Annotated in this window: 9 protein-coding genes; 2 read left to right on the top strand and 7 right to left on the bottom strand. The window is 49.1% G+C overall.

Annotated features, from left to right (window positions below):
- Positions 1 to 63: 63 nt before the first annotated feature.
- Entirely contained in the window at positions 64 to 1170 is a 1107-nt protein-coding gene (locus tag ABEW73_RS06785) for a GIY-YIG nuclease family protein (RefSeq protein ID WP_430162724.1), read from the bottom strand.
- Between the two features lie 426 nt (positions 1171 to 1596).
- A complete protein-coding gene (locus tag ABEW73_RS06780; protein WP_430162721.1) occupies positions 1597 to 2463 on the bottom strand; it encodes a helix-turn-helix domain-containing protein in 867 nt (288 codons plus the stop codon).
- A 125-nt stretch (positions 2464 to 2588) separates the two neighbouring features.
- On the opposite strand from ABEW73_RS06780, the gene ABEW73_RS06775 reads away from it, so the two are divergent.
- A complete protein-coding gene (locus ABEW73_RS06775) occupies positions 2589 to 3878 on the top strand; it encodes a Gfo/Idh/MocA family oxidoreductase (protein WP_430162718.1) in 1290 nt (429 codons plus the stop codon).
- Positions 3879 to 3950: 72 nt separating this feature from the next.
- Here ABEW73_RS06775 and ABEW73_RS06770 read toward each other — a convergent pair whose 3' ends face one another.
- Both ABEW73_RS06770 and ABEW73_RS06765 read right to left on the bottom strand, forming a co-directional pair.
- Entirely contained in the window at positions 3951 to 4970 is a 1020-nt protein-coding gene (locus ABEW73_RS06770; protein ID WP_430162716.1) for a Gfo/Idh/MocA family protein, read from the bottom strand.
- 25 nt (positions 4971 to 4995) lie between these two features.
- Positions 4996 to 5769 carry a sugar phosphate isomerase/epimerase family protein gene (locus tag ABEW73_RS06765; protein WP_430162714.1) on the bottom strand — a complete coding sequence of 258 codons (774 nt, stop codon included), beginning with the start codon at positions 5767 to 5769 and terminating at the stop codon, positions 4996 to 4998.
- 139 nt (positions 5770 to 5908) lie between these two features.
- Between ABEW73_RS06765 and ABEW73_RS06760 the strand changes: the two genes are divergently transcribed.
- Positions 5909 to 6736, top strand: coding sequence for a helix-turn-helix domain-containing protein (locus ABEW73_RS06760; protein ID WP_379414788.1), 828 nt, complete (start codon positions 5909 to 5911; stop codon positions 6734 to 6736).
- A gap of 300 nt (positions 6737 to 7036) precedes the next feature.
- On the opposite strand, the gene ABEW73_RS06755 is transcribed toward ABEW73_RS06760, so the two are convergent.
- The 3 genes from ABEW73_RS06755 to ABEW73_RS06745 form a co-directional block, all read right to left on the bottom strand.
- On the bottom strand, positions 7037 to 8752 hold the full coding sequence (locus ABEW73_RS06755; RefSeq protein WP_430162711.1) for a histidine kinase: 1716 nt from the start codon (positions 8750 to 8752) through the stop codon (positions 7037 to 7039).
- Entirely contained in the window at positions 8749 to 10344 is a 1596-nt protein-coding gene (locus tag ABEW73_RS06750) for a response regulator (RefSeq protein WP_430162708.1), read from the bottom strand. The genes ABEW73_RS06755 and ABEW73_RS06750 overlap by 4 nt, the downstream gene beginning before the upstream one ends.
- 62 nt (positions 10345 to 10406) lie before the next feature.
- Positions 10407 to 12035 carry an extracellular solute-binding protein gene (locus ABEW73_RS06745; protein WP_430162705.1) on the bottom strand — a complete coding sequence of 543 codons (1629 nt, stop codon included), beginning with the start codon at positions 12033 to 12035 and terminating at the stop codon, positions 10407 to 10409.
- Between the last annotated feature and the right edge of the window lie 15 nt (positions 12036 to 12050).

Below are 12050 nucleotides of genomic sequence, written 5' to 3'. Positions count from 1 at the left end.
AACTTTTTTTTGATTTTTGGGTAACAAAAAAACCGGCCTGCAGCAGCCCGGTTCATGATCAAATTAAGATGACACAATACAATTATTTAAAAAATCCCGCAGTGCAGCCTCCATATCAGGCTCCCCCACGTCTTCGATCCACGGATCCTGAATAACAAGATAGCGGCAGGCGCTGCTCTGCAAATAGCTGTAGATGATTTGTGCAGCATCGATATCTTCCCGGGTAACCTCGGCAGCATCGCATTCCGTATCCCTCGTGAAATAGCTGAGAATCAAGGCTTTGACCCTCTGCCTCAGCGATTCAATGTCCACTGTAGTAGCAACAGAGCATCGTTCACTGTGCAGCACAACGTTCCTCTTAATCAGAAATAACTTTATCGTATCTTCGTTTAAATGCTCGTAGACAACGATGCTGTGATTCTCTTCGGCAAACTCGATCACATGCCGTTTACTTAAGAGCAAGTTCACCGCCTCCATGCCGTCCCTGTATTTTGCAGCCTGCTCAAAATCGAAACGCTCTGCGGCGTCGAGCATCTTACGCTCCATTTCATCATATAAACTTCGGTCGTCCCCTTGAAGAAGAGCAATGAATCGATCCATGACTTCATCAAATTGCCGAGCGGTTTCGCCCCCAAGACACTTGCCAAGACAGAGGCCAATCGAATAATTCAAGCAGGGAGTATTCGCCGAAGAAGCGGCCGGTGTATGATTGCAGGCGATTTTACAGCATTCCTTAATCTTTTGCACTGCATGTTCAAGACTATTTCTGCTGGCTGTATATGGGCCGAAAAAACCAGACTGGTCGGGACCGCCCTCATCCAGTGTATCTGTAATTTCAAGCCATCGCCAATCTCGCTTTTGCCGCAATACGATATAACTATAACCTAGCGGATTTTTCATCTTACGGTTATACATCGGCTTTATGTCCTGAATGAGCCTGCATTCCAGCATAAACGCTTCAAACTCCGTGTCGGTGACGATAAACTCCAGGTCTTTGACATGCTGAACCAGTTTCTTCACTTTTGGGGAGTGCGATTTATTGTTGTAAAAATACGATTGTACTCTCTTCTTGAGACTTTTGGATTTGCCAACGTAAATGACCGTCCCCCGCGAATCTCTCATGAGATATACACCCGGCGACAGCGGCAACTCTTTTATTATTGTTTTCATTCGACTGTCGATCCTCTCAACAAATCTATCAAACATGTCGTTTTCTTTCACTTCCAAGATACCATATACACACCAAAAAGCACCACAGTCACGGGCTGAGTCAACTCGCTGAACGCGGTGCCTCTATTAGGGACTAGGTACAGCCTCTATTCTATTCCCCCTTCTCGTATAGGGTGGATTGGTTGTCATGCTCCCGCACCCGACCGGCAGCCCGAAAATAACAGACTCTTGTATAGCCCGAGGGTACGCGCCTAATCTTCTTCATTGATGCAATACGCACGCTGCGCGACTTATTTCCGTAGGAAGCGCATACAATCTGAGCCATACACAAAGTCTGGGCGAGCTCCTCGCTGCAATAAAATAGAGATTATCTATTTCATTACAGCTTTTTCTAGTGAACCAGAAAGAAGACATAGCCATATCCCTCTAACTTCGCATTCGATATTGTTTACGATATTGCCTCGGTGAAGCATTCACCGTCCGCTTGAACATCTTGCCGAAATGGGAGAAGTTGCTGAAGCCCGATCGCCAGGCGATATCCGTGATGGAATCATCACTCTCCCGCAGGAGACGCTGCGCTTCCTTGACCCGAAGCAGGTTGAGATAATCGCTAAAAGTAAAACCCGTCGTCTGCTTGAACAGCCGGCTGAGATAGTGCGGGCTGATTCGAAACGCCTCCGCTACCTCAGGCAACGATAAGGACTTTTGATAGTTGTCGTTCAGATAGCGGACCACCGCTTGGGTCTTCGGATGAAGAATGGGCTCGGTATCGGCGGAACGAACCGTACCCAGATGCCGACTGCGGGAGGCCAAGAGCAGCAATTCGACCGTTCGGTGCCGAAGCAGCCAGCTGCTTCCCGCTTGGGGATGGATCATCTCACTCACCATGTCGCCGACCATTCGTTCCACCGCTTCACTCGCTGGCGAAGGAAGCCTTAGAATCGGAACATCCCAGCCGAACGGCTCCTTTAGCCCTTCGGCCAGCTCAGGCGGTACGGCCAGATCCGCGAACAATTCCGGACTTATATAGAGGACAAGGCGATCATGGTCGGGCCGGCCGCTGTCCAGCGTCTTATGAACGGCATTCCGGTCCACGAAGACAAGATCACCGGCCCGAACTCTATAGGAGCGATCCTTGATGAAGTAGATCCGCTCGCCCGATAACAGATAGTACAGCTCATAATGATCGTGGAGATGGTCGACCGTCATCGAGAAATAGCCAATGCGGCGGTCATATTCAATATCCAAATATCCGCTGGGATCGTGGTAATCCGCTCGAAACGGCTTCGTCATGTCACTGCCCCCTTTGCTTGGATTATAGCAAAATAAGCGGCGTTTGAAAGCGATTACGCATAAAATGCGGCGAAAGAAGCGTTCCCTTGTTATAGGCTAGAGCTATATTCAAGGAGGCGATAGAGATGAGTGACAAGAAACGTTATGTATTGGTCGGTACCGGCGGCCGCGCCGAATTTTTTTATGGTGCCCTGGCCCAGAATTTCCGTGACAAATCCGAGCTTGCTGCCTTTTGCGATATCAATCAAACCCGCATGAATTACGCGAATCAGCTGCTGCGGGAAAAATATAAATACGCCGAGGTGCCTACCTACCCTGCGGACCAATTCGACCGGATGATCGAGAACGAGAAGCCCGACTTCGTTATCGTGACCAGCATCGACCGGACCCATCACAAGTACATCATTCGCGCAATGGAGCTTGGATGCGATGTCGTGACCGAGAAGCCGATGACCATCGACGAGGAGAAATGCCAGGCCATCCTGAATGCCGCCAAGCGGACCGGACAGAATATCAGGGTCACCTTCAACTACCGTTACGCCCCCCATCATACCAAGGTACGGGAATTGATCATGAACGATACCATCGGCCAGGTAACTTCGGTTCACTTCGAATGGCTGCTGAATACCCGCCACGGAGCGGATTACTTCCGACGTTGGCACCGGGACAAGCGGAACAGCGGTGGACTGCTCGTCCATAAATCCACCCATCACTTCGACTTAGTCAATTTCTGGATCGGCTCGCAGCCTGAAACCGTTTTTGCATTCGGGGATCTCATGTATTATGGCAGAGAGAATGCGGAGGCACGGGGCGTAACGCAATTTTACAATCGTGCCACAGGCAACCCGCTCGCCAAGGAGGACCCTTTCGCACTCCATCTGGATTCCGATGCGCATCTCAAAGCCATGTACCTGGATGCCGAGCCGGAGGACGGCTACCAGCGGGATCAGAGCGTATTCGGAGACGGCATCAACATTGAAGATACGATGGGCGTCCTCGTGCGATATCAGAACAAGGCCATTTTAACGTATTCGCTGGTCGCCTATCAGCCTTGGGAAGGCTATCGCATCGCCATCAACGGCACCAAAGGCCGGATCGAGATGAACATCGTTGAGCAATCCTACGTCAATTCACTGGGCGACAAGAGCCTGGAAGGCGCGTTAATCGGGAAAACGCTGCGGGTGCTTCCGATGTTCGATGCCCCGTACGAGGTTCACGTCGAGGAGCAGCAGGGCGGACATGGCGGAGGCGACCCGGTGCTGCTAAATGATCTGTTCGGGGAACCGGTGGAAGATCCGTATGCCCGCGCAGCCAACCATATCGATGGGGCGAGGTCCATACTGACCGGAATTGCAGCCAACCGCGCTATCGCAACCGGCATGCCTGTACGAATCAACAATCTGGTTCGTTTTTAGGCCGTACAAGTGTGCTCCACACCCTCAACAGAAAAAAGAGCCGTCCGCAGACGGCTCTCCCTGTATATCATATTACAGTTTCACAATTTTACCGGACTCTTGAGATTCAAAAGCACCCAGGATCACGTTCAAAGAACGAAGTCCTTCCTCACCGGAAATGCTAGGCGGCGTGTTTGTGAGAATGGATTCAACAAAAGCGTCGATGACGCCGCTCGGAACCTGCTTCTCATTGGTTTCCATGGCACCAACCTTGTAGGTTTCCACCGTACCGTCGGTCAGCTCAACAACCACCTCATCGCCGTTAACGGTACCGATCATCATGGCGCCCTTCTCGCACCACAATACCGTTCCGTTATCGCCGGCTCTATAATGCGTCCAACTCGCCATTAGTGTGCCTACGGCCCCGCTCTTCATGCGAACGATGCAAGTCGCGTTGTCGTCCACATCGGTTCCGTCTTTATGAACCGTTCCGATGAAACCCGCCACTTCCACGATTTCATCGTTCAGCAAGTAACGGATAAAGTCGGATTTATGCACGCCGAGGTCACCCATAGCGCCCATAATCGCTTCTTCTTTGCGGAAGAACCAGCTGTCGCGACCATCGAGGCTCCAGCTCTCCGGACCGCCGTGGCCGAAGGAAGTACGGAAGGTAAGCACCTTGCCGAGCTTACCGGAATCCAGGATTTCCTTCGCTTTCACGTGCGGAGGCATGAGGCGCTGATTGTGGCCTACCATCAGGTACACCCCGTTCTTGCGGGCGGCCTCGATCATTTGCTCTCCTTCTTCAGCCGTTGTTGCCATCGGCTTCTCCACCAGCACATGAAGGCCGGCATTCGCAGCCGCGATGCTCATCGGAGCATGCAGATAGTTCGGCGTACATACGCTAACGGCGTCCAGCTTCTCGTTCTTCAACAGTTCTTGGTAGTCTGCATATGCTTTACCGCCATACTGAGCTGCCATCTCTTCGGCGCGTTCCTTCACCGGATCGGCAAAAGCAACCAGCTCCACGTTAGCATTGTTCGCGTATTCAGGAATATGTCTGCGCTGGGCGATGGCGCCGCAGCCAAACACAGCCACTTTAATTTTACTCATTGAAAGTCTCCTTTGGGCAAGTAGATTAAAATTGGTTCAGGTAGTTCTGCTTCAGCCAGTTCATGCTGTTCTCCACGCTTTGCAGCGGCGGATTCTGACATACGTCCTGCTCGACGATCAGCCATTCCGTGCCTGCATCGGATGCAGCCTGAATGACGCTTGGCAGGTTAACCGAGCCTTGGCTCAGCTCCAGCGTCTTCATGTTGCCTTCCGCATCCTTGCTGAAGTCTTTCAGGTGAAGCAGCGGAAGACGTCCAGCGTATTTCGGAATGTAGGTGAGCGGATCTTGTCCGGCGAATTGTACCCAGCATACGTCCATCTCCACTTGCACGGATTCTGGCGTCGTTGCAGAATACATCGCATCAAAGACGAACTGGCCATCGACTTCGGCTTCGAATTCGAATGCATGGTTATGATATCCAAAGATCAGTCCCTGCTTGCGGGCTTCGGCCCCTACTTCCTCTAGGAAGGAGAAGAGGTTCTTCCAATCCTCGGCATCTTTACGATCTTCTTCGGCCACATATGGACACATCATATAATTAGCGCCAATGGTTTTCAGGTAATCAATTTCCTTCTGCAGATCTGCACGAAGAAGGTGCAGGCCCACGTGACTGCCGATCGCTTTCAGGCCAAGTTCTTGAAGAAGCGTTTTCATTTCCTCGGCTGGAATGTCTCCATATCCCGCGAATTCCACGCCTTCATAACCCAATTCAGCCACTTTGCGAAGCGTACCGCGGAAATCCTGTGCCGTTTCATCGCGCAGCGTATACATTTGCAAACCAATGTTCATTCTTCTCATTATAGCGCACCTCGATTCCAAAAATGAGTTACTGCTCTATCTGCTACTATCATACATGCAAATAGGCTAAAATGAACATAAACAATATTGCTGCAACATGAACTATCTGCTTATATTTTTACTGGGGGTTGTTACCATGATGGAGGCAAGGCTTCTCATTTGCGACTATTCCTATCACTTTCAGCAATTCAGCAACAGCCATCGGGGTGGCTTGACGACCTATCTGTTCCGTCTTCAAACCGAAGGCTCCTGCGAAATCTACTGCAACGGCATCGAGCACCACGTGCAGGCAGGCGACCTGCTGCTGCTGAAGCCCGGCGATGAATACGAGCTGCGGGTGAAGGAAGACGGCGAGGATGGCCGCGTGTCCAGCGGGGATTATTTTATATTTTGCGACGGCACCTGGATTGATGATTGGTGGAACCGCATCCCCCGCCCTGTCGTCAGCCATGTCGGGCTCGACGATCATTTGCTGGGCCTGTGGAGACAGATGCTGCTGGAGAAGCGGCGCGGACTTGAAGGAGAAATTGGGGAGCTGACCGACTACCTGCTGCGGAGTCTCTGCCTCTGCCTGGATCGGGCTATTACCGAGATCAAGCCGACCGATCGTCTTGCCTTCACTGCCCTGCGACTGAAGCGATTCGTAGAGGAACATGCCACCATCACCTTCAAGCTGGAGGAGGCTGCTTCCCATGTGGGACTCAGTTTATCCCGTGCGGTTAAACTGTTCAAGGAGTATTACGGGAAAACCATGATCCAGTACGCCCTGGAGATCAGGCTGAATGCAGCCGTCGAGCGCATGAAATACAGCACCATGACGCTGGAGGAAATCGCGGAAACCTGCGGCTTTGCTAGCTACTCCTATTTTCACCGGGTATTCCGAGCCAACTATGGCGTGTCCCCGGTCAAATTCCGGGCAACGGCAACGGTGCCGGCCAGGCCGGGGCAAGAGAAAAGCCCCCGCTGAATTTTTTCTACTATATAATGAAGGAATAAAAAAGCAGCCCATGCTCATCCTTAAAGGCAGGAGCTTGGCTGCTTTGCACATTAGTAACTCGAGATATTCTCTAAAATACCATTAAAAAAGTAGAGATAGCGATCTGAACCATACGAGGATTCATAGATCCACATATCGGTCGACTCCCATGAATAGATATCTTCATAATGACGAACATACAATCCCCATGACAGATAAACCATCTCGGTAGTCATTCGTGCGCTGATCACGGATTCCCTGATTATGGAACTAGACTTGATTTGAAATGTTTCAGCCGTAACTACGATATAAAGGAATGACGATACGAACCGTCGTTCCTAAACCCAATTCGCTCTCAAGCGTGACGCCGAACGATTCTCCGAATTGCAGCTTGATCCGCTCATTCACATTTCGGATTCCATAACCAACGCTTTGATCCTTGCACCCAAAAACTTTACTCATCGTCTCCTCGCTCATACCGACTCCGTTATCGATAACTTTCATTACGATGGTCCCTTCTTCCTGATAAGCGGCGATCCGGATGTGAAGGGGTTCTTCGGACATGGCATGCTCCAGGGCATTTTCAACAAACGGCTGCAAAATCAGCTTCACCGTATCGTATTCCAAGACAGAGTATTGAATGTCAAAGCTAACATCAAGCCTGTCGACATGCTTAATCTTTTGAATGCCAATGTACGATCGGACCTGCTGAATTTCCTCCCGAATCGGGATGATCGATCTCCCTTGGTTCAAGGTCAGACGGTAAAATGTTGCCAGCTCGCCAACCATTCGGTGCAGCTTCTCCGTTTCGCCTAAACGCGCGAGCCTGCTGATCGATGATAACGTATTGTACAAAAAGTGCGGTTTAATCTGAGCCTGAAGCGCATCCAGCTCGGCTTCCTTCTTCTTCAAGTTGCTAACGTAGACCTCCTGAATCAGGTCTTCTATATTCTCCGCCATCTCATTGAATGCAGTGGAAATTTGCGCAAACTCATCGGAGCCGGAGTATTGGATTCGCTTCGCAAAATTACCTTCCTGAAAGGCTCGAAGGGAACGGACAATCCTGTTGATTTGCTTCGAAAACGTATCGGAAACCATCGCGCCGATCGCCACGAGTACCAAAAAACTTGCAACACAGATGAGCAGTGTTACATTTTTTACTTTCTGCGCAGCATGTTCCAGCTCCTGAAGCGGAACAAGCGCCATAATCCGCCAGTTTATGCCTTCAATGGGCTCATGAATCTGCATATAAGCTTCCGCCTCAGCTTGCCAATTCTCAGGGAGCGGATTGCTCCTGTTCTCGTACACCGTTTCGTTCTGCTCGTTGATCACCGCGAAATAACCGGGGATGCCGTCTCCGTTGTCGCTGTAATTCAGGTTTCCGAATAAATCGTCCATTTTGACAGTAATCCGCATAATACCAATCGCCTTGATGGTTTGAAAATCCATCATCTTTCTAAGCCAAGAAACATTATCGAACTTCGAATCCGAATTAACCTGCATCCACAAGGATTCCACAGGCATGGCATCAAACCTTCTTACCCAATCCATCTGCTCGGCTCGTTGATATTGGGTCAGATTATACCGCTTACCTTGCAGGAGCGGATCCTCGCCGGTCTCTGTATCATAGATTTCCGGCAAGGTTTCGTTATGCAAAAACAAATCAATCACGACGTTGTTCGATGACAAATTCAATGCGGATTCCAGCTTTGGAATGATGTTTTGAGTAACGGTCCGATAGCTTTCCAAAGGCTCGAGTCGTTTATTTAATGCCCGCTGCAGCGACTGATCGAGATAAAGTTGATTATCAACCTGCTCCACCGTTTTCATTCTTCCCTCGATGTTATCGCGAGCCTGATTTAACGTGCCTTTCACATTTTGGATCGTCTGTTCTTTCACATACTGTACGGAAGTATAATAAGCATAATAACCAATTGAAATGACGGCCACGATAACCAGCAGCATATAAGAGGCCATTAGTTTAAATCTGAAGGAGAGCCGTTTCATTTATGACCACTGCCTTGTTTGCGATAATCAACTGGCGGAAGACCGAAACTCTGCTTGAAATGCCTGCTGAACATGGTCAGATTCTGATAACCTACCTGGTGTGCCGCCTCAAATATTTTCAACTTCGGATCCTGAAGCAACTCCCGCGCTTTTTCCATCCGTTTCTTCGTTACGAAATCACTGAAATGTTCTTCTGTTACCTCTTTAAACAAATAACCCAAATAGTTGGGCGAAAAGCCGAACAGCTTGGCTACATTCCGCAGTTGCAGCGATATCTCCAGATTTGCTTCAACGTATCGTTCAATTTCGTCAATCAGCTTCCGGTTCGGATTTTTCTTTTTGTTGTGCATATGCTCGGAAACCTCAAACAATTGTTTGCGCAGCCACGACTTTATGTCGGCAATCGTCTCAAAATCGTATAGTACGTTCAAATTTTTTAGATCTATGCTTAATAAGTCATACAGACTAACGTTCAATGTTTGCAGGAAAAAATCCGTTTTTGAAACCACGTACAATGAAAAATTGTAAACAGACAGCTTGTCCTTCAGGTTTTGCACCAATTCGAATAGCTGTTCCAAGCTGTCGTGAATGCGCACAAGGTCATAATTCGCGGTGGCCTCAAACATTCGTTCCATGATCTGCTCAAGATCCAACGATGTTTGAACGATCTCGCCTGCCGTTTGCTCCAGCGTAATTACCCGGCATTTGCCGATGAACATTTTCGTTGCAAGCGCCTCTTGGGCTTGCAGGTAGGATTCAGGGGCGTCTTGAAGAGAGGCAACCTCCGAGCCCAGTCCAACCGTAATCGTCAAGTTGGAATGGTTACGGACATGTTCAACCAAAGACTGCATCGTTTCCACAGCATTGAGCCCTGCAGCGTTGGTGACGATGACAACCTTGTCATCTCCCGTTTTGCAATATATCCCCAGCTGCCGGTCTTGAAGATAATCGCTGATCAACCGAAATCCGTGATCGATGGCGAATCTCCGCTGATCATCTGAAAGCGCCTTCAATTTCCAGGCCAGGTCATCCATTTCGATAATGGCAACGCAGCATTGTCCACCATGCCAGAAAATTTCACCTCTCTCATATAGTCTGTAGAGGGTGTTATATTCAATCATTCCACGGAGCCATTGATACATCATTTCATTCTGCAAGAGCGGAATCGATGAGTCCACTTGCTCTTCCTTCTGCATTTGTTCCCTTTCGTATTTTAATTGCTCTCTGATAAGCTGCAGCGTGTTCAGAAGCTCTTGATCATCCATAGGCTTAAGAATATAAGAACTGGCATTCATCGAAATCGCTCTTTTGGCATATTGGAAATCCTCATGACCGCTTATGAAGATAATTTTCAAATGGGGCAACAAGTTTCTGGCCTGCTCGGCCAGCTCCAACCCGGACACGATCGGCATTTGGATATCGGTGATCAGGATATCCACGTGCTGTTCCAGCAATAAGTTCAAGGCAGCCCCTCCCCCGTGTACAGCACCAACAATCGTCATGTCAAGCTGCTCCCAAGGCATAAATCGCTGCAAGACTTCCAAATCCAACTGTTCATCATCCACTAGCAATACGTTATATATGGCAATCATTCCTTGTAAAAGGTATAGAGTATACTCTAGAAAGTATACTCTTACATCCGGCAAACCTGAAGTTATTTGCCGTTCATTTTATTCAGATTATCCTGCCATTTCTTCTGGACATAATCGAGTACTTTGGGGAAACCAAGCTTTTGCATGTCTTCATTCGTCTTCTTCAGTATCGACTCGACTTCCTCCTCGCTCTTGGCATAAATCATGGTAGAGAAAGCTTGATCAAACATATCCTTCACCGACTGTAGGATAATGCCTTCTTCAGAATCCCCTTGCGGGTCCGTATTCGCAAAGGCCGTGATGTCCATAGACGTCTTCCAAGCGACGTTCACCTGCTGCTGCGTCTGGAAATCCCGCTGATTCTCAGGCAGAAGACTTTCCCTAGTTACTTTAGCCAGATCGACCCAGGTTGCATTTCCGGCCATCATGTTGTCGGATATTTGCAGCTTATCCAATTCGGCTTTATCCATCGTTTTGTATTTCTCGTTGGGGATCGGAACCCCGTTCTCGTCTTTGGTATCCCACAGGAATCCCGGAGGTCCAAACCAAAGAATCGCCTGTCCCTCGTTGCTTGTAGCCCAATCCAGATATTCGAAAATACGTTCAGGATCTTTCGCATTCTTCGTAATGACGATTTTGCCGCCGCCTTCTCTGCCGGTATAGTTAGGATAAATTTTGTTCTTGTCCAAACCCTCATTGTGTATAGGCCAAATAAATTCGTATCCACCCTCAGGATCTTGGGCGCGGAGAGTAGAGTTCGGAACGCGCGCTCTGCCCGATAAGTTCGCATTAATGGCAACAGCGACTTTCCCTTGGCTCAGCTTCTCTATCATTTGATCGGCCTTTTGAGTGAACACATCCTGGGTCATCAGCTTATCGCGATACAATCGACTGGCGAACAGCATAAACTCCTTGAATGCCGGGTCTTCTGTAATCGGTTTTAACGTGTTGCCTTCCGGATAGAACATTCTGCTCACAAAATACGGCGTGCTGTTTTCTCTAAATGCGGAATACATCATTTTGATATCGTATGGACCACCGACTTCAAGCGGGATCATGTCCGGATATTTTCCTTTAACTGCACGCAGATAGCTCTCGAATTCTGTTAATGTCTCCAGCTTTGGCGAACCCATTTCTTTATAGATTTTCCGGTTCACGGCATAGCCGCCGTTCCCGTTCAGATGATCGCCTCCAACATACCATTCCGGAATAAGATACAGCTTGCCGTCTTCCGAACGGTTGATATTTATAATTTGCTCGCCAGCAGCCTTCTTCAAGTTCGGATATTTGTCGAGATACGGATCAAGCTCCACCAATTGGCCTTCACTGATCAACCGATCCAGCTCGGGCCCTGGTCCAAGCGCAATAACGTCAGGCAGCTCGCCGCTCGCATACATGGCATTGAACCTTTGTTTGGCATTGCCATTCGTCGGAAGATAATTGATGGATACCTTCTTGTTTTCCTGAATCCACTTCGTGGTAACCGTCTCTCCCCAAGCGGCAGGCTGCCATCCGTCATCAAAAGTGTACATCGTAAACTCTACCGGTTGGTCTTGGCTAGCAGCTTCCCCGGCATTTCCATTCCCTGTTGCAGCTTTGCTCTTGTCTTTGGCACTTCCGCAGCCGGCTATCAGAGTACTGACAGATAGAACCGCGACCAACAAACCGATCAGCCATTTTTTCTTGTTCATGTATCGATTACCCCT

Source organism: Paenibacillus lautus, from assembly GCF_050482385.1.
GTDB classification, from domain to species: domain Bacteria; phylum Bacillota; class Bacilli; order Paenibacillales; family Paenibacillaceae; genus Paenibacillus_AQ; species Paenibacillus_AQ lautus_B.
This window is presented reverse-complemented; position numbering and strand designations above follow the sequence as displayed.

Excerpts from the sequence above, each read along its gene's own strand:
- ABEW73_RS06785 (WP_430162724.1), bottom strand. The coding sequence starts at position 1,170 with ATGAAAACAATAATAAAAGAGTTGCCGCTGTCGCCGGGTGTATATCTC.
- ABEW73_RS06780 (WP_430162721.1), bottom strand. The coding sequence starts at position 2,463 with ATGACGAAGCCGTTTCGAGCGGATTACCACGATCCCAGCGGATATTTG.
- ABEW73_RS06775 (WP_430162718.1), top strand. The coding sequence starts at position 2,589 with ATGAGTGACAAGAAACGTTATGTATTGGTCGGTACCGGCGGCCGCGCC.
- ABEW73_RS06770 (WP_430162716.1), bottom strand. The coding sequence starts at position 4,970 with ATGAGTAAAATTAAAGTGGCTGTGTTTGGCTGCGGCGCCATCGCCCAG.
- ABEW73_RS06765 (WP_430162714.1), bottom strand. The coding sequence starts at position 5,769 with ATGAGAAGAATGAACATTGGTTTGCAAATGTATACGCTGCGCGATGAA.
- ABEW73_RS06760 (WP_379414788.1), top strand. The coding sequence starts at position 5,909 with ATGGAGGCAAGGCTTCTCATTTGCGACTATTCCTATCACTTTCAGCAA.
- ABEW73_RS06755 (WP_430162711.1), bottom strand. The coding sequence starts at position 8,752 with ATGAAACGGCTCTCCTTCAGATTTAAACTAATGGCCTCTTATATGCTG.
- ABEW73_RS06750 (WP_430162708.1), bottom strand. The coding sequence starts at position 10,344 with ATGATTGCCATATATAACGTATTGCTAGTGGATGATGAACAGTTGGAT.
- ABEW73_RS06745 (WP_430162705.1), bottom strand. The coding sequence starts at position 12,035 with ATGAACAAGAAAAAATGGCTGATCGGTTTGTTGGTCGCGGTTCTATCT.